We start from the raw sequence: 20,845 nt of genomic DNA, 5'->3' as shown, positions 1-20,845 counted from the left end.
GCGATCTGAATCGGGCCGCGCAGGAAGCATCCGATGAGGATCGCGGACAGCAGCTGGGCGGATATCGAGGCCTATCTCCGCCGCGATGACCGCTGCGTGCTGCCCTTCGGCAGCACGGAGCAGCATGCGCAGCTCTCGCTCTGCGTCGATGCGATCCTGGCCGAGCGCGTCGCGGTGGAAGCCGCCGCGCCGCTCGGCGTGCCGGTCTATCCGGCGATGCCCTTCGGCCTCGCGCCCTATTTCGCCGCCTATCCGGGCAGCGTGTCGCTGCGGGTGGAAACCCTGCTCGCCGTGGCGCGCGACCTGATCGAGAGCGTGGCGCGCGTGGGCTTCCGCCGCATCCTCCTGGTCAACGGGCATGGCGGCAATGCGCCGGTCGGCGCGCTGGCGCAGCAGATGATGACGGAGCGGCCCGAGCTCTCGATCAAGTTCCACAACTGGTACAACGCGCCCCGCACCTGGGCGGCGGCGCTGGCCGTCGATCCCTCGGCCAGCCACGGCAACTGGTTCGAGAATTTCCCCTGGACGCGCCTCACCCATGCCCCCGCGCCCGAGGGCCGCAAGCCAGGCGTGGACATGGCGCTGATGAAGGCGAGCCCGCCGGACAAGGTGCGGGCGATGCTGGGCGATGGTTCCTTCGGCGGCCCCTGGCAGATGCCCGATGACGTGATGCAGACGATCTGGAACAGCGGCGTCGCCGAGACGCGCGAAGCGCTTGAGGGACCATGGCCGACACCATCCTGATCTGGGGCGCGGGCGCCATCGGCGGCACGATGGGCGCGCATTGGGCGCGTGCGGGCCATGACGTGCTGCTGGTCGATACCGTCGCCGAGCATGTCGAGGCCTGCCGCACGCGCGGCCTGCACATCTTCGGCCCCGTCACCGAATTCACGCAGGTGATCCCCGCCGTCACCCCCGCCGAACTCACCGGCACCTATCGCCGCATCATCCTCGCGGTGAAGGCGCAGGCAACGGCGGAGGCGATGCGCGCGCTGGCGCCGCACCTCGCCGCGGATGGCTTCGTCTTCTCCGCGCAGAACGGGCTGAACGAACTCACCATCGCCGAGGCCGTGGGGCCCGAGCGCACCATGGGCTGCTTCGTGAATTTCGGCGCCGATTGGCACGGGCCGGGCGAGATCCTCTACGGCAATCGCGGCGCGCTGGTGGTCGGCGAGATCGATGGCAGCACCCGCGCGCGCACGCAGGAGATGCACGCGCTCGCACGGGAGTTCGAGCCTGACGCCATCCTCGTGCCCGACATCTGGGCCTATCTCTGGGGCAAGATGGCCTATGGCGCGATGCTGTTCGGCACGGCGCTGACGCATGACTCGATGACCGAGAATTTCGCCGATCCCGCGCGCATGCCCGCCTGGCTGGCGCTGGGGCGGGAGGTTGTGGCGACCGCGCTGGCCCGCGGCGTCACCCCGCGCGGCTTCGGCGAATTCCACCCCATGGCCTTCGCGCCCGGCCGGCCGGATTCCGAAGCCATCACCGTGGTGAACTGGCTGCGCGACTACACCGCCGTTGGCGCCAAGACCCATTCGGGCATCTGGCGCGACCTCGCCGTGCGCAAGCGCAAGACCGAGGCCGGCGCGCAGCTCAACATCGTCCCCCGGCTCGCCGCCGAGCACGGCATTCCCACGCCGGCGCTCAGCGCCGTGGGGCGGCTGATCGCGGATATCGAGGAAGGCCGCCGCGCCCAATCGCCCGAGACCTTCGCCGCGCTGCTGGCCGCGATCCGATGAACGACGCGGTCCTCGACCATCTGCTCGCCGGGCGCGAGGGGTTTGTCGCGCGCCTCGCTGAGCTTGTGGCCTGTCCTTCGGTTTCCACCGATCCCGCCTATGCCGAGGGCATGGCCGCCGCGCGGGGCTTGTGGCGCGCGCGCCTCGCCGCGCTGGGCTTCGAGGGCGTGGCCGAGATCGGCGCCGGCGGGCATGCGGCCGTCACCGCGCGCTGGCATGGCGCGGGCGCGGAGGCGCCGACGCTTCTCGTCTATGGCCATTACGACGTGCAGCCGCCCGACCCGCTCGGCCCCTGGCTCTCGCCCCCCTTCACGCTGACGGCGCGCCAAGGCCGGCTCTACGGGCGCGGCGTGTCGGACGACAAGGGGCCTTCGCTGCTCGCCATCGAGGCGCTCGGCGCCTTCCTCGCAGTTGAGGGAAGGCTTCCCGTCAACGTCACGATCCTGCTGGAAGGCGAGGAGGAGATCGGCTCCGCCACCCTCGCGAAGATCCTTGAGGCGCATCGCGATCTGCTGGCCGCCGATGCGGTGCTCTCCGCCGATGGGGCGCGCTGGCGCGCCGACATGCCGACCATGACCATCTCCACGCGCGGCCTTGCTGCGCTCGAGATCACGCTGCGCACGGCGGCGAAGGATCTGCATTCGGGGCGCTATGGCGGCGTCGCGCTGAACGCGGCGCAGGAGATGGCCCGCCTGCTCGCCACGCTGCGCGACGCGCAGGGCGAGATCGCCGTCCCCGGCTTCCATGACGGCATCCCGCCCGTCACCGAGGCCGAGCGCGCGGCGCTGGCGAGAATCCCCTATGACGTCGCCGCGCATGACGCCTCGATCGGGCGCATCCCGAGCGGCCACAGCAACGCCGAATTCCTCGAACGTCTCTGGCTGCGGCCCACCCTCGACATCAACGGGATGTGGTCCGGCTATACCGGCGCGGGCGGCAAGACCGTGATCCCGGACAGCGCGCATGCCAAGCTCTCCGCGCGGCTCGTGCCGGGGCAGGATCCGGCGCATGTCACCGCCGCGCTCGCCGCGCATCTCAAGGCGCAGGCTGGCCCGATGGTGACGCTGGATGTGCGCGCCGCGCGCGACGGCACCAAGGCAACCGAGGTCGCGCCCGACCATCCGCTGCTGCGGGCCGCCGAGGCTGCGCTGGCGCAGAGCACGGGTGTCGCGCCGATCCGCGTGCGCATGGGTGCGACGCTGCCGCTCACCGACATCTGCGCGCGGGTGCTCGGCCTCGATACCGTCATGTTCTCCTTCGCCACGGCAGATGAGGATTTCCACGCGCCCAACGAATGCTGGCGCGAGACCTCCATCGGCGAGGGCTTTCACGCCTGGGTCGCGCTGCTGCGCGCCCTCAGCCCTCTGACGAAGCGGGATTTCGCAGCCGCACGACGGTGACGTTGCACGGCGCCTCGGCCGCGACCTCGCCCGAGACGCTGCCCAGCACCTTGCGCTTGAAAGAGGCCGTGCGCGCGCCGAGCACGATGTGATCCACGCGATTGGCCCGCGCATACTCCAGGATCGCCGCGGCCGGGTTGCCAGCCTCCAGCACGTGGAAGGTGATGCGCCCCTCGGGCAGCTTCAGCGGCGCCGCCCAGTGCTGCAGCTCCACCAGCCGCTGCACATGCTTGTTGCGGCCCTGGTCGTCCAGCGTGGTGTCCAGCGAGATGATGTTGTGGCGCAGCACGTTGACGCAGGCGATGCGCGCCTTGGGCAGGGTGGCCAGGATGTTGCGCAGCGTGCTGCGGAGTGCGGCGCCCAGCGCGTTCTCCTGGTCCGTGACATCCACGGCGACGACGACGATGGGCGCGTTGTCGATGCCCGCGGCGGCGCCGGCGTTGCGCGTGAAGCGCGGCTTGTGGTCGGGGTGGAAGCGCCTGCGGATGCGCGCCGTCCAGGGATCGCGCCGCAGCTTCTTCGCCCGCGCCGTCAACGGCACCTGGTCGGGATGGCGCAGGTCGAAGGCGAGTTGCGCGGCGGTGGGGTAGCGCCGCTCGGGCTGCACTTCCAGGCAGCGCAGGATGATCTCCTGCAGCCATTCGGGGCATTCGGGGCGCAGTTCGCGCGGCGGATGCGGGTCCCACCACAGCCGCTTCTGCAAGGCGCCGATGCGCTGCGGATTGCCGAAGGGCGTGAGGCCGGTGACGAGCATGTAGAGCATGGCGCCGAGCGCGAAGAGATCGCTGCGCGCCTCGCTGCGCAGGCGCATGATCTGCTCGGGCGCCATGTAGGGCGCGGTGCCGTAGGGCAGGCGGAATTCCTCGCCCATCAGATCAGGCAGTTCGGTGTGGTGGGAGAGGCCGAAATCCACCAGCACCGCCATGCCGTCGCGCAGGAGGATGTTGGCCGGCTTCACGTCCAGATGCACCACATGCTGGCCGTGCAGGGAATCGAGCGCCTCGGCCACCATCGCGCCGATCTCGGCGACGCGCGCGGGCGCCAGCGGCGCGGTCTCGGCTTCCGCGAGCAGGCTCGGCCCCTCGACCAGTTCCATGATCAGGTAGGGCTGCGTCTCGAAGCCGCCATTGGCGATGAAGCGCGGCACATGCGGCCCCGTCAGGCGCGGCAGGATCATCTGCTCCATCTCGAAGGAGACGATGGCGGCCGGGTCCTCGCCCTCGGCGAGGCGGGGCACCTTCATCACCAGCGGGCGCGGATGGTCGGGATGCGTCACCTGCCAGAGCACCGCCATGCCGCCGACATGCAGCTTCCTCTCGACCGTGAAGCCCTCCACCACCCGGCCTTCGCTGAGGTTGCGCGCGGGCATGGTTCAGACCCCGTGCTGGAGGCGCGCGGCGAGCGCCTCAGGCAACCCTGCCGCGCGGATCTTCGCGGCCGCGGCCTCGATGTCGTAGGGCACGCGGTGCAGCGTGATCTGCTGCGTCGCGCTGTCGAGCAGGCTCCAGGCGGCGGCCGGATTGCCGTCGCGCGGCTGGCCGACCGCGCCCAGCACGGCGAGCCAGCGGCGCGGGCGCAGCAGCGGCACGGGGGCCTCGGCCACGGGGCGGAAGGGCACGAGCTTGGCGGTGGCGGTCAGCGCGAAGATTGCGGGCACATGGACATGCCCGCTGATCACCACGCGCGCCGTCGTGCCCGCAAGGCTGCGCCGCGCATCCTCGGCATCGCGCACATAGTGCCAGCGCGCGGGGGCGGAGGCGTCGGCATGGACGTAGAGGCGGTCCTCCTCCTCCACCTCCATCGGCAATTGGCGCAGGAAGGCGCGCTGCGCCTCATCGAGGGCGGCGCGCGTCCAGGCGATGGCGAGCGCGGCATTCGCGCTCATGCCCCCGCGGGGGTCGGCCGCGGCCTCATCATGGTTGCCGCGGATCAGCACCGCGCCCTGGCTGGCCAGTTCCTGCGCGCGGGCGATGGCCCAGCCGGGCTCGGCGCCATAGCCCACCAGGTCGCCGAGCAGCACGAAGCGTTGCGCGCCGCGCCGCATGGCGTCCGCAAGACAGGCCTCGAAGGCCTCGCGATTGGCATGGATGTCGGAAAGCAGGGCGATGCGCATGACGGGTCCGGTGGTCAGCCCGCCAAGTGAAGCACCCGCTCAGGCACCCGGATAGGGGCCGAGCGCATCCGCGAAGCGCCGCGCGCAGGCCAAGCCGAATTCGGTCGGGCGCAGGCTGGGCGCGCGCTCGGTGATCTCGGGCAGCCCCATGCGCCAGGCGGTCATGCGCTTGCCGTAGCAGAGGAACATGGCGACCCCCTGCATGGCGAAGGCGATCATCGGCAGGATGCGGCGATACTCGGCCTCGGCCGCGGCTTCATCGCCCGCCTGTATCAGCGTGTAGATGCGCGCCTGGATGTCGGCGCATTCAGGGGCGGGGATCATCCCCGCGCAGCCCGCGCGCAGGCAATCGGTGAGCTCGAGCCCGGCGCGGCCGTTGAACACCGTGAGCCCGCCCTTGGTGAGCTCCACCAGGCGCTGCACATCGACGGCGCTGTCCTCGGCCTTGATCAGCGTGATGTTGGCGTGGCGTTCGGCGAGGGCGGCGACGCCGCCGGCGGAGAGCCCGACGCCGATATAGGCGGCGGCGTTCTGGATGCCGAGCGGCATGGCGCTGCGGCGCGCGACCAGCGTGGCCACGCGGCCATACCAGTCGATGTACTCGGCCTCGGGCAGGCCGCGCACCGGGGGCGGCTGCAGGATGCACCAATTCGCACCCAGCTTCTCGGCATCGAGCACGAAGCGCGCGGCCTGTTCGGCGGTGGCCTCGGCGACGGTGACGGCGAGGGGTACGCGCCCGGCGATCTCCTCCGCCGCCCAGCGCACCACCTCGCGCTTCTCGGGCGGGCTGAGCTTGTTCACCTCGGTGGCGAGCCCCAGCACCGCGATGCCCTGCGCGCCGCCCGCGAGGCAGCAGCGCACCTGCTTGCGCATCGCCGCCTCGTCCAGCCGCCCGTCGCGGCCGAAATAGGCGTAGAGGATGGGGTAGATGCCGTGGAAGCTCATGGGCTGGTCCTCAGGGCGGCGATCGCCAGGGCGGCGAGGGTCTCGGGCGGGGCGGCGATGTCGAGTTCGATGGCGCCCTCCTCGGGCGCGGGGGGCTCGAGCGTGGCGAACTGGCTGGCGACGAGGCTGGCCGGCATGAAGTGGTTCTGCCGCGCTTCCTGCCGCGCGGCGATCAGCGCGGGGTCGCCGGTGAGGAACAGGAAGCGCGTGGCGGGGGCGGCGGCGCGCAGCCGGTCGCGATAGGCGCGCTTGAGCGCCGAGCAGGTGACGACGCAGCCCGTGCCGGCATGGGCCGCGAGATGCGCGCCGATGGCGTCCAGCCAGGGCGCGCGGTCGGCATCGTTCAGCGCCTCGCCGCGCGACATCTTCGCGATGTTGGATGGCGGGTGGAAGTCATCGGCGTCACGGAAGGTGAGGCCGAGCGTGGCGGCGATCCGCGCGCCCACGGTGCTCTTGCCCGCGCCGCTTACCCCCATGACCACAACAAGAAAGCTCATTTTGGTTCGAGGTGCCCACCAAAGGCATTCCGCATGGCCGAGAGGGAGCGATCCGCGAAGGGCCCCTCCTGCCGGCTGCGGAAGCGGGAGAACAGCGCGGCGGAGAGCACCGGCGCCGGCACCGCGCTCTCGATCGCCGCCTGCACCGCCCAGCGCCCCTCCCCGCTGTCGCCCACCCGGCCGGAATAGCCCGAGAGGTCGCCATCCGCCGCCAGCGCCTGCGCCGTCAGGTCCAGCAGCCAGGAGGCCACGACCGAACCGCGCCGCCAGGCCTCGGTGATGTCGGGCACGTCGAGCGCCAGCGGCGCGGGACCGCCACCGCCCTGTTTGAGCAGTTCCAGACCCTCGGCCATGGCCTGCATCATCCCGTATTCGATGGCGTTGTGGACCATCTTGGTGAAGTGCCCGGCGCCATTCACCCCGCAATGCACATAGCCCTGGGGCGGGCGCGGATCCGCCCCCTCCGCCCGGCCCGGCGTGGGCGGCGCGGCGGCCTCGCCCGGGGCAAGGGCCGCGAAGATCGGGTCGAGCCGCGCGACCGGGCCGGCCGGGCCGCCGATCATCAGGCAATAGCCGCGCGCCAGGCCCCAGACCCCGCCCGAGGTACCGATATCGAGGAAGTCGATCTCCTTGGCGCGCAGATGCTCGGCGCGGCGGATCGCGTCCTTCCACATGCCGTTGCCGCCATCGATGGCGACATCGCCGGCGGCGAGCAGCCCGCCCAATTGCTGGATCGCGGCCTCGGTCGCCTCGCCGGCCGGCAGCATCACCCAGACGGCGCGGGGGCTGGGCAGGCGGGCAACGAGGTCGGCGAGGTCGCGCGCCGGCTCCGCCCCCTCGGCGGCCAGGGCGGCGACGGCGGCCGGGTCGCGGTCCCAGACCACGCAGCCGATGCCCGCACGGGCGAGCCGCCGCACCAGATTGCCGCCCATCCGCCCCAGGCCGACCATTCCGAGCCGCATCACGCCCACTCCCCCCGCTTCGGGCGGAGCATGGGCGGGCGGGCGATTCAGGACAAGCCGGCGCGCCGGTTCCAGGCCATGAGCACGCGCTCGGGCGTGGCGGGCAGGTCCAGCGCCTCCACCCCGATGGCGTCCTTCAGCGCATTGGCGACGCTGATGGCGAGCAGCAGCGGCGGCTCGCCCACCGCCTTGGAGCGGAAGATGGTCTCGCTGCGCGCCGGGGCGCCTTCCAGCAGGCGGACGTTGAAGACCGGCGGCACGTCGCGCGAGCCGGGGATCTTGTAGGTGGAGGGCCCGACGGTGCGCAGCCTTCCCTGCGCGTCCCACCAAAGCTCCTCGCAGGTCAGCCAGCCCATGCCCTGGACGAAGGCGCCCTCGATCTGGCCGCGATCCACCGCCGGATTCAGGGAACGCCCGCAATCCTGCACGATGTCGGTGCGGAGACACCGGTGCTCGCCGGTGAGGGTATCGACGATCACCTCGCTCACCGCCGCGCCATAGGAGAAGTAGAAGAAGGGCGCGCCGCGCATCGCCGCGCGGTCCCAATGGATCTCGGGCGTCTTGTAGAAGCCGGTGGCGGAGAGGCTCACCCGCTCCAGGTAGCAGAGCTTCGCGAGCTCGCCGAAATCGAGGAAGAGGTTGGCCCCCACCCGCTCGGCCCAGGCGCGGTTCTCGGCGAAGACCACATCGCCGGGCGCGATGCCGAAGCGCTTGGCCGCCACCTCCGCCATCCGGTCGCGGATCGTCATGGCCGCGTTATGCGCCGCCCAGCCATTGAGGTCGCTGCCCGTGCTGGCGGCGGTGGCGGAGGTATTGGGCACCTCGGCCGTGCTCGTGGCGGTGATCGCGACATGCTCCAGATCGACGCCGAACACCGTCGAGACCACCTGCGCGACCTTGATGAACAGCCCCTGCCCCATCTCGGTCCCGCCATGGTTCAGCCGGATCGAGCCATCCGCATAGACATGCACCAGCGCGCCAGCCTGGTTCAGGTGCATGATGCCGAAGGAGATGCCGAAGGCGAGCACCATGGAACCCAGCCCCCGCCGCAGCGTCGGGTGGGTGGCGTTGAAGGCCGCGATCTCGGCCCGGCGGCGATCCCACTCGGAATCGCGCCGCGCCTCGGCCCAGACGCGGGCGATCAAATCGCCCTCGACCTTCTGCCCATAGGGGGTCTCGTCGCCATTGCCGCCCACGCCGCAGAAATTCCGCGCGCGGACTTCCTCGGGCGGCAGGCCGCAGGCGGCGGCGACGCGGTGCACCACGTCTTCCATCAGCATCGCCCCCTGCGGGCCGCCGAAGCCGCGGAAAGCGGTGTGGGACTGCATGTTGGTGCGCACGGCGCAGCCCGTGACCTCGACATCGGCCACATGGCAGCAATTCAGCGCATGGGTCACGGCGCGCCAGACCACGCCGCCCGACATGTCGGTGCTCCAGCCGCCATCGCCGGCGAGCAAGGCGCGTAGCGCGGTGATGCGCCCGGTCGCGTCGAAGCCGGCCGTCCATCTATAAAGGAAGGGGTGGCGCTTGCCGGTGGCGAGCATATCCGCGCGCCGCGCGAGCCGCAGCTTCACGGGCCTGCCGGTGACGCGCGCGCCGATGGCCGCCGCGGCGGCGACCCAGCTTGCATTGCTCTCCTTGCCGCCGAAGCCGCCGCCCATGCGCCGGCAGCCGACGGTGACGCGGTTGTAGTCGCAGCCCAGCACGCGGGCGACGATGTGCTGCGCCTCGCTCGGGTGCTGGGTGGAGGAGAGGACGTGCATCTCCCCATCCTCGCCCGGCGTGGCGATGGCGATGTGGCCTTCCAGATAGAAGTGTTCCTGCCCGCCCAGGGTGAACTCCGCCTCGATCCGGCGCGGCGCGGCGGCGAGGCCCGCGGCGGCGTCGCCCCGCTTCATCACCATCGGCTCGATCACGTATTGCGCGCGCTCGAGCCCCTCGCTGACCGACAGGACCGCGGGCAAGGCCTCGATCTGCGGCTTGATGGCGGCGGCGGCGAGAAGGGCGGCGTCGCGCGTGGTGGCGAGCACCATGGCGAGCGGCTGCCCGGCGAACTGCACGATGTCCTCGGCAAAAAGCGGCTCGCCGCGCCCGATCGGGGCGATGTCGTTCGCGCCGGGGATGTCGGACGGGCCGAGCACGGCGACCACGCCGGGGAAGGCGCGCGCGGCGTCAAGATCGAGGCCCAGCAGCCGCCCATGCGCGACAGGCGAGAGGGCGAGGGCCGCATGCAGCAGCCCGGCGGGCTCGGCCAGGTCGTCGGCGAAACGCGCCTCGCCGGTGGTGTGCTTCAGGGCGCTGTCATGCCGCAGCGCCGCGCCGGCGCCCTTGCGGGGAAGAGAGCCATCCATCACGCGATCTCCATCACATCGACCGGCAGGCCGGGGCGCGTGGCGCGCAGATGCAGCCGCCGCAGCAGCCCCGCCGCCACGGCGCTCCGGTATTCAGCGGTGCCGCGCCAGTCGGGAAGGGGGGCGATGTCGCGCTGCAGCGCGGCGCAGGCATCCTCGAGGCTCGGCGCGTCGAAGGGCCGGCCGAGCAGCGCGGCCTCGGCGGCGCGGGCGCGGACCACCGTGGCGCCGACCCCGCCGAAGACGAGCCGCGCCGTGGCGACGCGCCCCTCCGCCAGTTCCACCAGCAGGGCGGCGCCGACGGTCGAGATGTCCTGGTCGTGGCGCTTGCTGATCTTCTCGCAGGCGAAGAGCGCGCCGGGGGCGGGGCGCGGCAGGTGGATCTCCTGCACGATCTCATCTGCGGCCAGGGCGTTGCTGCGGTAGCCGGTGAGGAACTCGGCCACCGGCATGTCCCGCTGGCCGCGCGCCGAGGCGAGGATCACGCGCGCGCCGAGCGCCACCAGCGGCGGCAGCGCATCGCCGATCGGCGAGGCCGTGCCGAGATTGCCCCCCAGCGTGCCGAGGCCGCGGATCTGGCGCGAACCCAGCCGCGCCAGCAGCCCGGCCAGCGGCGCGAAGCCCGGCTCGGCCCGGCAGAGATCGAGCAGCCTTGCGTAGGAGACGGCGGCGCCGATGCGCAGGCCTTCGGGCCGCGCCTCCAGGACGTGCAATTCGGGCACGTTCAGCAGGCAGATGACCGCCCCGGGCTTCTCCCGATGGTCTGAGATCCGCAGGCCGAGATCGGTGCCGCCGGCCAGCAGCCAGGCCTGGGGCAGCAGGGCGCGCAGGCGCAGCAGCTCGGCCAGCGTGTCAGGCAGGTGGAAGGACTGGTCCGGCGCCTCGAAGGTCGCGGCCATTGGGGCGGGCAGCGCCGGGGGAATGGGGGTCTCGGGCGTCAGGCGCTCGAACACCTCCAGGATGGGGCGGTAGCCGGTGCAGCGGCACAGATTGCCGGCCAGCGCCTCATGCACCTCGCCGCCCTGCTGGGCATGCGCCCAGGCGGTCATGACGATGCCGGGGGTGCAGAAGCCGCACTGCGTGCCGTCGCTCTCGGCCATGGCGGTCTGGATCGGGTGGGGCGCACCACCCGCCTGGCGCAGCCCCTCGACGGTGCGGATGGCGCGGCCATGCACCTGGCCGAGCAGGGTGAGGCAGGCATTCACCGGAATCCGGGCGCCGTCGGGGGCTTCCAGCACCACGGTGCAGGCGCCGCAATCGCCCTCGGCGCAGCCCTCCTTCGTGCCGGTGCAGCCGCCCGGACCGCGCAACCAGTCGAGAAGCGACATTGTCGGCGATGTCCCGGACGGGAGCGCGCGGGCTTCGCCATTGAGAACAAAGGAGATTGGGGTCGTGCTCATGACAAGCAGTTAAGCAAACCCCGCGCCGCGGTCCAGCGTCGCCGACATGTCGGCGACAGAAACCCGGCCCGGGCCGATCTGCCGCAAAATGTCGCCACGAAAGCGTGAGGCTGGGTGTTTGTCGCCGTAAGTCACGGCGGCGTGATCGAGCCGATCACACGCGCGTGAGTTGTATCTGGAGGCATAAAAAAGCCCCGTGTCGTGAGACATGGGGCGTATTGCGATACATCTCACAGATCCGTGAGGGTTGGTCTCATTTCATGAGTTCGGGAAACCAATAAAGACGTAGCCGACCTGGCGGATCGTCACGATGCAGCGCTCGCCCAACTCGGGGGCGAGCTTCTGGCGCAGATGCAGCACCGCATTGTCGACCGCCCTGTCGCCGACACGCCAGGGACGGCGGAAGACGGTCTGGGTCAGCGCCTCGCGCGTCTGCACCTCGCCCGGCATGGCGGCGAGCGCCGAGAGCAGGTCGAATTCCGCCGTCGTCAGTTCCAACGCCGTGCCGTCCGGGCGCATCAGCCGGCGCTCCACCGGCTGCAGGCGCCAGCGCTCGCGGCGCGGGGCGGCCTGGGGCACGGCGGCATGGTTGGGGCGGCGGATGCGCGCGCGCAGACGCGCCACCAACTCACGACCCGAGACAGGCTTTACAAGAAAGTCATCGGCGCCGAGTTCGAGGCCCAGCACGCGGTCCGTTTCCTCGCGATTGCCGGTGACGATCAGGATCGGCGCATCGGTGCGCGCGCGCAGTTCAGGCAGATGCGGCAGCGTGTCCACCGGGCCCAGGCGCTGGTCGAGGATGATGGCGTCCGGCCGGTGCGTGTCCAGGATCGCCAGCGCGGCCTGGAAGGTATTGGCAACCAGGGTGCGCAGGCCGTAGCGGGCCAGATAGGCCGCCATCTCGTCGGTCAACTCGCGCTCGTCATCGGCCAGCAGCACAAGCGGCGTCAGCGCCGCGGCATTGCCGGGGGCGTAGACATCGTCCAGGCGCGAGGCCTGCACAGGCGCTGCGGGCGCGGCCGCCACTGTCCTTGCCGTCATCCATCGTCTCCCCGGACGGAAGTCGTCTCAGATCGCAGAGACCTTGCTCGACAGAAGCATCTACCGCGGGACCTGCGTCTACGTCGAGTCGCATGAGACGAAGGTTGACGATCCATTAACACCACACACGACAACACGGCGACGCGTTAACCGCCCATTCATCGATGCACAGTCACGGGGCAGCCGCCTCACCGGCCTCGGCCCCGTGACCCCCCTCTCGGACCCTCCCGACGGAGATGCCTCGATGAACGTCACGATCGGCTTCGGCGGCCCCCATCGCCTCACCCTCTCGCCCGAGGCGCTGACCCGCGCCCAACTGCCCAGCCTCGCGGTGCTTGTCGTGGATGACGAGGCCGAGGTGCGCGAGGAACTGTGCTCCAGCCTCACCCATCATGGCATGGCCGTGCTGGCGGCCGGCGATGGCGCCACGGCGCTGCGCATCCTGGCCGGTCGGCCCGATGTCGGCGCCCTGCTCACGGACCTGCGGATGCCCGGCATGGACGGGCTGGAACTTGCCCAGGCCGCCCTTTCCGGCCGCGACAACGCCGATGCGCTCGAGGTCATGCTCATCAGCGGCTACGTCACCCCCGCCCATGGTCTGGCAGCCGAGCGGATCGGCGCCTTCGGGATGCTGGCCAAGCCGATGCGTGGCGCGCGCCTGGCCAGCATGGTGCAGGAGGCCCTGGAAAGTGCCGCCCAGCGCCGCCGCGCCGCCCTCGGCCTGGCACCGCCGCTCGACCACCCGCCGGCCCCGCCCCCCGGCCCCGCCGCCGCGGCGGAGGCGCTGCTGCACACCCTCACCCAACGGGCAATCGACGGCGAGAGCCTCGCCACCCTGGCCCGGCAGATCCGCCAGCCGCTGCACGCCCTGCTCGGCCGCGCCCCCGCCGAACGAACCGAGGAACGGGAGATCCGCCGGATCATCGCGCTGGTGGACGAGGTCATCGAGCTTGCCACGCTCGAACGCGGCCACAAGGGGCGCGACCTGCTGCCGGTCTCGGCGCAGGCGCTGGCGGCCGCCATCGCGGCGAAGCTGCAGGACCAGGGGATCCGTTGTGGCCGCCGGATCATCCTCCAGCCCGATGCCACGCCGGCCTATCAGCTGCACCTGGCGCGCCTGACCCGGGCCTTCGGCCTGCTGGCCGCCCGCGCCCAGCGGGACGAGGTCTCCGCCCTGCGCGCCGAACTCGCCATCGATGCCGGCGCGGGCACGGCCCGGCTGGAGATGACCCTGCATCCGGAAGGGGTCTCGGCCCGCCCGGCCGAACCGGCGGTGGACAGCCTGCTGACCTGCACCATCGCCCGGCGCCTGGCCGCGATCAGCGGCGGGCGGCTCGATGCCTGGCTGCTGCCCGATGGCGGGCTGCGCGCCCGCCTGGTGCTGGGCGCCGCCTGACATGCCGAACACCGCCCCAACCCCACGCCCCCGCCGCGGCGAGACCGCCGCCGTCCCGACCTTCGCCCGCAGCACAGGAGCCCCGACCATGCTCGCCGTCTCTGCCGCCCCGCCCGAGGACACCACCACCGACACCCCGCTGCTGCCGCGCCTGACGCTCGGCCGGCGCTCGATGCTCGCCATCTCCACCGCCGCGCTGGTCTCCCTGCCCGCCTGCGGCTGGGACACCCCGCGCCAGGCGGCGGTCACCGCGCCCGACGATCCGCTCGGCCAGTGGCGCGACTTCCGCGACCGCTTCATCACCGCCGAGGGCCGGGTCGTGGACACCGGCAACCAGGGCATCTCGCACAGCGAGGGCCAGGGCTATGGCATGCTCTTCGCCGAGGCGCATGACGACCGTGCGACCTTCGAGCGGCTCTACAACTGGGCCCGACGCAACCTGCGCCGCCCCGATGGCCTCTATGCCTGGCGCTTCCGGCCGAACGCCCGCAACCCGGTGGAGGACCCCAACAACGCCACCGACGGCGACCTCTATTTGGCCTGGGCGCTGCTGCGCGGCGCCGATCGCTGGAACGAGCCGGAATGGCGGCGCGAGGGCCAGTCCATCGGCCAGGCCATCCTGCGCCGGCTGGTGGTCGAGGTCGGCGGGCGCACGGTGCTGCTGCCCGGGGCGGATGGCTTCGCCCATCCCGACCGGGTGGTGGTCAACCCCTCCTACTACGCCTTCCCGGCCCTGTTCGCCCTGGCGCGCGCCGTGCCCGACCGGGCCTGGCAGCGGGTGATGGGCGATGGCGTGGCGATGATGCGCGGCATGCGCTACGGCCGCTGGGGCCTGCCCGCCGACTGGGTGGAGCTGACGCGCGGCCAGGGCAGCGTGATGCGCCCCGCGGCCGGCTGGCCGGCGCGCTTCTCCTTCGATGCGGTGCGCGTGCCGCTGCACCTGGCCTGGGCCGGGATGCAGGAGGAATCGGCGCTGCGCGCAGCGGTGAATTTCTGGAACGACCCGGGCCTCGCCGTGCGCCCGGCCTGGACGGACCTGCGCAGCGGCCAGATCTCGCCCTACACGGCCTCGCCGGGGATGGTGGCGGTGGCGGATGTCTCCACCGCGGTGGGCTGGCAGCGCATCATCGCCAACCCGCTGCCGGGCGTGGCGGCGAGCGGCGACTACTATTCGGCCGCGCTGGCCATGCTCGCCCGGCTCGCGCTGCGCGAGAACCCGCGCAACCTGATGGCGGATGCCGCCGCCACCCCCGTGCGCCGGGGGTGAAGGCGCGCAGCGCCGGGCACCGGAGGGCTGAATCCGGCCACGCCCCTCCTCAATAGATGTCGGGCTCGGGCGTCGCCGCGCCCGCCTCGAGAAAGCGCAAATCGCAGCCCTCATCGGCCTGGGTGACGTGGTCGAGATAGAGCGAGGTCCAGCCGCGGCTGTAGCGGCGGGCGGGCGGCACCCAGGCGGCGCGCCGGCGCGCCATCTCGGCCTCCTCCACCAGCAGGTCGAGCCGGCGGTTCGGCACGTCGAGGCGGATGAGGTCGCCGTCCCGCACGAAGGCGAGCGGCCCGCCGACATGGCTCTCGGGCGCCACATGCAGCACGCAGGTGCCGTAGCTGGTGCCCGACATGCGCGCATCGGAGAGCCGCACCATGTCCCGCACGCCCGCCTTCAGCAGCTTCTGTGGGATCGGCATCATGCCCCATTCCGGCATGCCCGGCCCGCCCTGCGGCCCGGCGCTGCGCAGCACGAGGATGCTGTCGGCCGTGACGTCGAGCGCCGGATCATCGAGCCGCTTCTTGAGGTCCGCGTAATTGTCGAAGACCACCGCCGGGCCGGTATGGTCGAGCAGGCGCGGGTCCGCCGCACTCGTCTTGATCACCGCCCCGTTCGGCGCCAGCGAGCCCTTCAGCACCGCGAGCCCGCCCTCGGCCTGCAACGGGTTGTCCAGCGGGCGGATGATCTCGGCGTTGAACACATCCGCCCCCGCGATGTCCTCGCCCAGCGTCGCACCCGAGACGGTGCGCGCGGAGAGGTCCAGATAGGGGGCGAGCCGGTTGAGGAAGGCGCGCGAGCCGCCGGCGAGGAAGAAATCCGCCATCAGGTACTTGTCGCCATTGGGGCGGAGATTGGCGATCAGCGGCACCCGGCGGCTGATCGCATCGAACCGTTCGAGGTCCAGCTCCAGCCCGGCGCGCCGCGCCATGGCGATGATGTGGACGATGGCGTTGGTGGACCCGCCGAAGGCCATGGTCGCGGCCACGGCATTGTCGATGCTGCCCTGGGTCAGCAGGCTGGCCGGCGTCTCATCCGCCCAGACCATCTCGACGATGCGCCGGCCGGAATCGGTCGCCATGCGCGGATGCGCGGCATCGGCGGCCGGGATGGAGGAAGCCCCCGGCAGGGTCAGGCCCATCGCCTCCACCGCCAGCATCATGGTGGCCGCCGTGCCCGCGGTCATGCAGGTGCCGAAGGAGCGCGCCATGCCGCCCTCCATGTCCTTCCACTGCTCTTGCGTGATCGTGCCGGCGCGCAGCTCGGCATGGTATTTCCAGGCATCCGAGCCCGAGCCGAGCGTCTTGCCGCGCCAGGCGCCGTTGTTCATCGGCCCGGCCGGGACGAAGATGAAGGGCAGCCCGGCGGAGAGCGCGCCCATGACCAGCCCGGGCGGGGTCTTGTCACAGCCGCCCAGCAGAATGAGCCCGTCGCAGGGCTGGCTGCGGGCCAGTTCCTCGGTCTCCATTGCCAGCATGTTGCGATAGAGCATGGAGGTCGGCTTCATGTATTGCTCGGTCACCGGGTGGGCCGGCAACTCCACCGGGAAGCCGCCCGCCTGCCAGACGCCGCGCTTCACCTCCTCCGCCCGGGTGCGGAAATGGAAGTGGCAGGGCGAGAGTTCCGACCAGGTGTTGATGATGCCGATCACGGGCTTGCCGCGGAAATCGGCCTCAGAGAAGCCCATCTGCAACATGCGGGAGCGGTGGCCGAAGGCGCGCAGGTCATCCACGCCATACCAGCGATGGCTGCGCAGTTCTTCCGGCTTCTTGCGGGCACCCATGGCCTTGTCTCCCTCAACCCGGCCGGAGCCTGCCACCGGGCGCGCCGCTTCGCCAGACCGGGCGCTTGACCCGGAGCAGCGGCGCCGCCACCGTCACTCCAACGCATCGATATCCGGAACGCCCATGGCCCTGCTTCTGCCGAAACGCCCGCTGACGGCCATGTTCATCCACCAGAACTTCCCCGGCCAATACGCCCATGTCGCCCCCGCCATGGCGACCCGCCAGGGCGTGAAGGTCTATGGCGTGGGGGAGAAGCCCGGCTACAGCGCGCCCGGGGTGAACTACATCGCCTATGGCGCGCCGAAGGGCGCGGGGGAGGCCACGCATCGCTACCTCCGCCCCTTCGAGGCCGCGACGCGGCGCGGCCAGCACATCGCCAACAAGCTGGTGCAGCTGCGCGACAAGGGGCTGAAGCCCGACATCATCGTCTGCCACCCCGGCTGGGGCGACGGGCTGTTCCTGAAGGATGTCTTCCCGCAGGCGCGCACGCTTTTCTACTGGGAGTTCTTCTACGCCTCGACCGGCCAGGACCTGGGCTTCGACCCGGCGCAGCAGGTGACACTCGACGATGCGGCGCGGGTGCGCACGCTCAACGCCACGCAGCTCGTCTCCCTGCAATCGGCCGATTGGGGCGTGAGCCCGACGCGCTGGCAATGGAGCCGCTATCCCGCCTGGGCGCGCGCGCGCATGTCCTGCCTGCATGAGGGCGTGGACACCACCCGCTGCGCGCCCCGCGCCGAGGCCGTGTTCCGCACGCCCGAGGGGCGAGAATTCCGCCGCGGCGACCCGGTGATCTCCTATGTCGCGCGCAACCTCGAACCCTATCGCGGCTTCCCGAGCTTCATGCGCGCGATGGTGCGCATCCAGCGCGAGCGGCCCGACCTGCACGCCGTGGTGGTCGGCGGCAATGAGGTCTCCTACGGCAAGAAGCCCGAGGGGGCGGAAAGCTGGAAGGCCAAGATGCTGGAGGAGGTGGGCAAGGAGCTCGACCTCAGCCGCATCCACTTCACCGGCCGCGTGCCGCATGATTCGCTGCACGACCTGTTCCGCGTGACCCAGGCCCACATCTACCTGACCTACCCCTTCGTCCTGTCCTGGTCGATGCTGGAGGCCATGGCCTGCGGCGCGCTGATCATCGGCTCCGACACCCAGCCGGTGGCGGAGGCCGTGACGCATGGCAAGAACGGGCTGCTGGTGCCCTTCTTCGAGCCCGAGACCCTGGCGCGCACCGTGGTCTCGGTGCTGTCGGACCGCGACCGCTACGAACATCTGGCCGTCGCCGGCCGGGCCAGTGTGATCGAGCGCTATGACCTGCGCACCGTCTGCCTGCCCCGGCAGCTCGACATGATCGAGAAGCTGGCCGCCGGCGGGGAACCCGCGCCGGAGCCCGAAGCAGCGCGCTGAGCGTCGGAAAGCGGAACGGTTTCAGCGCGCTTCCCGCCTGCCGGGCTTTGCATTATGGGAGTGCGGGTTTTTCCGGAGGTCCACACGGATGCAGGGTGACGCCATGGCCACGATCGGGGAGCCGCGCCGCGCCGGGAATGTCGAGGCGCGCGGCTTCGCCATCGAAGGGCCGCTGCTGATCTCCGTTCGCCGCTTCGCCGACGCCCGTGGCGCCTTCACCGAGACCTACAATGCGCGCGACTTCGCCGCCGTGGGCATCGCCGACACCTTCGTGCAGGACAACCAGTCCATCTCCACCCAGGTCGGCACGGTGCGCGGCCTGCATTTCCAGACGCCCCCCCACCCCCAGGGCAAGCTGGTGCGCGTGCTGCGCGGGCGCATCCTTGATGTCGCGGTCGATCTGCGCCGGGCCTCGCCCACCTATGGACAGCATGTCGCGGCCGAGTTGTCGGGCGAGAACGGGCTGATGCTCTGGGTGCCGGTCGGCTTCGCGCATGGCTTCGTGACGCGCGAACCCGATACCGAGGTCGCCTACAAGGTGACGGGGCTGTATTCGCAGCCCTGCGATTCCGGCCTCGCCTGGGATGACCCGGCGCTGGGGATCGATTGGGGGGTGGACCCGGCCGCCGCCGTGCTCTCCGACAAGGACCGCCGCTGGGGCGGGATCGCCGATCTCGGGGCGGTGTTCTGATGCGCGTCCTCGTCGCGGGCCGCGAGGGCCAGGTCGCGCGCGCGCTGATGGCGCGCCTCGGCGCCGATGGGCATCAGGTGACCGCGCTGGAGCCGCCGAAACTCGACATCACCTCGGCCGCCTCGATCGCCGCCGCCATGCAGGCCGCGCGGCCCGATCTGGTGGTGAACGCCGCCGCCTATACGGCCGTGGACAAGGCCGAGGACCAGGTCGAGATCGCCCATGCCGTGAACCGCGACGGTGCGGGGCTGCTGGCCGCCGCCGCCGCCGCCGCCGGCGCGCCCTTCGTGCATTTCTCCACCGACTATGTCTTCGACGGCGCCAAGGGCGCCCCCTATGTCGAGACCGACCCAGTGAACCCCTTGGGCGTCTATGGCCGCTCCAAGGCCGAGGGCGAGCAGGCGGCGCTGGCCGCCAATCCGCGCAGCGTCGTGCTGCGCACCGCCTGGGTGTGCAGCGCGGATGGCGCCAATTTCGTCAAGACCATGCTGCGCCTCGCCAATGAGCGGGACGAGCTGCGCATCGTCGCCGACCAGCATGGCGCGCCGACCTTCGCCGCCGACCTCGCCGAGGCCGTGGCCGTGATGGCGCCGCGCCTGCTGGCCGCGCCGGCCGGCGATGCGGCCTTCGGCCTGTTCCACCTCTCCGGCCAGCCGCACACCACCTGGCATGGCTTCACGGCGGAGATCCTGGCCCAGGCGGGCGCGCGCGGGCACAAGGTGCCGCGGCTGACTGCCATCGCCACCGCCGACTACCCGACCCGCGCCGTGCGCCCGCCCGATGGGCGCATGGATTGCGGCAAGATCGCGCGCATCCATGGCATCCACGCCGCCGATTGGCGCCTCTCGCTCGGGCGCTGCCTCGACATCCTGGTCGGGCCCATCAAGGAGAAGCAGGCATGAAGGGCATCGTCCTCGCGGGCGGCTCCGGCACCAGGCTGCACCCGGCCACGCTGGCCGTCTCGAAGCAGCTGCTGCCGGTCTTCGACAAGCCGATGGTCTACTACCCGCTCTCGGTGCTGATGCTGGCCGGCATCCAGGAGATCATGGTGATCTCCACGCCGCACGACATGCCGCTCTTCCAGCGCCTGCTCGGCGATGGCTCGGCCTGGGGCATCAAGCTGGCCTATACGGTGCAGGAGAAGCCCGACGGCATCGCCCGGGCGCTGACGCTGTCGGAGGAATTCCTCGCCGGCCAGCCCTCCGCCCTGGTGCTGGGGGACAACCTCTTCCACGGCCATGACCTGGAACAGCGGCTGCGCGAGGCGCGGCTGGCCACGGCGGGCGTCGGGGCCACCGTCTTCGCCTATCGCGTCGCCGACCCCGAGCGCTACGGCGTGGTCGAGTTCGACGCCACCAACAAGGCGCTGACGATCGAGGAGAAGCCGCTGAAGCCGCGTTCCGACTGGGCGGTGACGGGGCTCTATTTCTACGACGGCCGCGCACCGGCCATCGCGCGGGGGCTCACCCCCTCGCCGCGCGGGGAGCTTGAGATCACGGACCTCAACCGCGTCTATCTCGAGGAAGGCACGCTGCGCGTGACGCAGCTCGGCCGCGGCTATGCCTGGCTCGACACCGGCACGCATGACAGCCTGCTCGAGGCCGGCGAATTCGTCCGCGCCATCGAGAAGCGCACCGGCCAGAAGATCGCCTCGCCCGAGGAGGTCGCCTGGCGGATGGGCTTCATCGATGCCGCGCAGCTGCGCGCCCTGGCCGCGCCGCTGCGCAAGAGCGGCTACGGCACCTATCTCGAGGCGCTGCTGACGCGCGAGCATCCGTGATGACAGAATGCGCCAAACATGGCTTGCGGCCCGAAGGGCCGAGCGCCCGGACGGGCGCCGCCGCTTATGCGG

The 20,845-nt window shown here is 71.4% G+C and carries 18 protein-coding genes; 9 read left to right on the top strand and 9 right to left on the bottom strand.

The annotated features are described in order from the left end of the window. The first annotated feature begins 33 nt into the window (after nt 1-33). Genes AC2D9U_RS12895 through AC2D9U_RS12885 form a run of 3 tightly spaced genes read left to right on the top strand, consistent with a single transcriptional unit; the run spans nt 34 to nt 3,145 of the window. Nucleotides 34-744, top strand: a complete 711-nt coding sequence (locus AC2D9U_RS12895) for a creatininase family protein (RefSeq protein WP_484749520.1) — start codon at nt 34-36, stop codon at nt 742-744. Then, nucleotides 726-1,745, top strand: a complete 1,020-nt coding sequence (locus tag AC2D9U_RS12890; protein ID WP_484749518.1) for a ketopantoate reductase family protein — start codon at nt 726-728, stop codon at nt 1,743-1,745. Before AC2D9U_RS12895 ends, AC2D9U_RS12890 begins: the two co-directional genes overlap by 19 nt. Further along, a complete protein-coding gene (locus AC2D9U_RS12885) occupies nt 1,742-3,145 on the top strand; it encodes a M20/M25/M40 family metallo-hydrolase (RefSeq protein WP_484749517.1) in 1,404 nt (467 codons plus the stop codon). The genes AC2D9U_RS12890 and AC2D9U_RS12885 overlap by 4 nt, the downstream gene beginning before the upstream one ends. Here AC2D9U_RS12885 and AC2D9U_RS12880 read toward each other — a convergent pair. From AC2D9U_RS12880 to AC2D9U_RS12845, 8 genes are all read right to left on the bottom strand, one after another. After that, nucleotides 3,102-4,514, bottom strand: coding sequence for a protein kinase domain-containing protein (locus AC2D9U_RS12880; RefSeq protein ID WP_484749515.1), 1,413 nt, complete (start codon nt 4,512-4,514; stop codon nt 3,102-3,104). The genes AC2D9U_RS12885 and AC2D9U_RS12880 overlap by 44 nt on opposite strands. 3 nt (nt 4,515-4,517) lie before the next feature. Further along, nucleotides 4,518-5,258, bottom strand: a complete 741-nt coding sequence (locus AC2D9U_RS12875; protein ID WP_484749513.1) for a metallophosphoesterase family protein — start codon at nt 5,256-5,258, stop codon at nt 4,518-4,520. A gap of 39 nt (nt 5,259-5,297) precedes the next feature. After that, a complete protein-coding gene (locus AC2D9U_RS12870) occupies nt 5,298-6,203 on the bottom strand; it encodes a dihydrodipicolinate synthase family protein (protein ID WP_484749511.1) in 906 nt (301 codons plus the stop codon). Then, the gene (locus AC2D9U_RS12865; protein WP_484749509.1) at nt 6,200-6,700 is read right to left on the bottom strand and encodes a gluconokinase; all 501 of its coding nucleotides are present in this window, start codon (nt 6,698-6,700) and stop codon (nt 6,200-6,202) included. Before AC2D9U_RS12865 ends, AC2D9U_RS12870 begins: the two co-directional genes overlap by 4 nt. Continuing rightward, nucleotides 6,697-7,662 (bottom strand): phosphogluconate dehydrogenase (NAD(+)-dependent, decarboxylating), encoded by a 966-nt coding sequence (gene gnd / locus AC2D9U_RS12860; RefSeq protein WP_484749508.1) that lies wholly within the window; start codon nt 7,660-7,662, stop codon nt 6,697-6,699. Before gnd ends, AC2D9U_RS12865 begins: the two co-directional genes overlap by 4 nt. 47 nt (nt 7,663-7,709) lie before the next feature. Next, entirely contained in the window at nt 7,710-10,013 is a 2,304-nt protein-coding gene (gene xdhB / locus AC2D9U_RS12855; RefSeq protein ID WP_484749506.1) for a xanthine dehydrogenase molybdopterin binding subunit, read from the bottom strand. Then, nucleotides 10,013-11,341: an FAD binding domain-containing protein gene (locus AC2D9U_RS12850; RefSeq protein ID WP_484749504.1), complete on the bottom strand. Its 1,329-nt coding sequence runs from the start codon at nt 11,339-11,341 to the stop codon at nt 10,013-10,015. The genes xdhB and AC2D9U_RS12850 overlap by 1 nt, the downstream gene beginning before the upstream one ends. A 330-nt stretch (nt 11,342-11,671) precedes the next feature. Then, nucleotides 11,672-12,454, bottom strand: a complete 783-nt coding sequence (locus AC2D9U_RS12845) for a response regulator transcription factor (RefSeq protein WP_484749502.1) — start codon at nt 12,452-12,454, stop codon at nt 11,672-11,674. Between the two features lie 244 nt (nt 12,455-12,698). Between AC2D9U_RS12845 and AC2D9U_RS12840 the strand changes: the two genes are divergently transcribed. Both AC2D9U_RS12840 and AC2D9U_RS12835 read left to right on the top strand, forming a co-directional pair. After that, the gene (locus tag AC2D9U_RS12840; RefSeq protein WP_484749500.1) at nt 12,699-13,850 is read left to right on the top strand and encodes a response regulator; all 1,152 of its coding nucleotides are present in this window, start codon (nt 12,699-12,701) and stop codon (nt 13,848-13,850) included. A gap of 88 nt (nt 13,851-13,938) precedes the next feature. After that, nucleotides 13,939-15,117: a family 8 glycosyl hydrolase gene (locus AC2D9U_RS12835; protein WP_484749498.1), complete on the top strand. Its 1,179-nt coding sequence runs from the start codon at nt 13,939-13,941 to the stop codon at nt 15,115-15,117. Nucleotides 15,118-15,166: 49 nt separating this feature from the next. On the opposite strand, the gene araD is transcribed toward AC2D9U_RS12835, so the two are convergent. Then, the gene (gene araD / locus AC2D9U_RS12830) at nt 15,167-16,897 is read right to left on the bottom strand and encodes an L-arabinonate dehydratase (RefSeq protein WP_484749496.1); all 1,731 of its coding nucleotides are present in this window, start codon (nt 16,895-16,897) and stop codon (nt 15,167-15,169) included. Between the two features lie 124 nt (nt 16,898-17,021). Here araD and AC2D9U_RS12825 point away from each other — a divergent pair, with 124 nt between their 5' ends. The 4 genes from AC2D9U_RS12825 to rfbA all read left to right on the top strand — a co-directional run bounded on the left by AC2D9U_RS12825 (nt 17,022) and on the right by rfbA (nt 20,773). Beyond that, on the top strand, nt 17,022-18,302 hold the full coding sequence (locus tag AC2D9U_RS12825) for a glycosyltransferase family 4 protein (RefSeq protein WP_484749494.1): 1,281 nt from the start codon (nt 17,022-17,024) through the stop codon (nt 18,300-18,302). A gap of 103 nt (nt 18,303-18,405) precedes the next feature. Then, complete coding sequence (gene rfbC, locus AC2D9U_RS12820; RefSeq protein WP_484749493.1) at nt 18,406-18,993, top strand: dTDP-4-dehydrorhamnose 3,5-epimerase; 588 nt, start codon at nt 18,406-18,408, stop codon at nt 18,991-18,993. Continuing rightward, entirely contained in the window at nt 18,993-19,895 is a 903-nt protein-coding gene (gene rfbD / locus AC2D9U_RS12815; RefSeq protein ID WP_484749491.1) for a dTDP-4-dehydrorhamnose reductase, read from the top strand. Before rfbC ends, rfbD begins: the two co-directional genes overlap by 1 nt. After that, complete coding sequence (gene rfbA / locus AC2D9U_RS12810) at nt 19,892-20,773, top strand: glucose-1-phosphate thymidylyltransferase RfbA (RefSeq protein WP_484749489.1); 882 nt, start codon at nt 19,892-19,894, stop codon at nt 20,771-20,773. Before rfbD ends, rfbA begins: the two co-directional genes overlap by 4 nt. The last annotated feature ends 72 nt before the right edge of the window (nt 20,774-20,845 follow it).

The sequence above is a fragment of the Roseomonas sp. TF40 genome (genome assembly GCF_057219975.1).
This window is presented reverse-complemented; position numbering and strand designations above follow the sequence as displayed.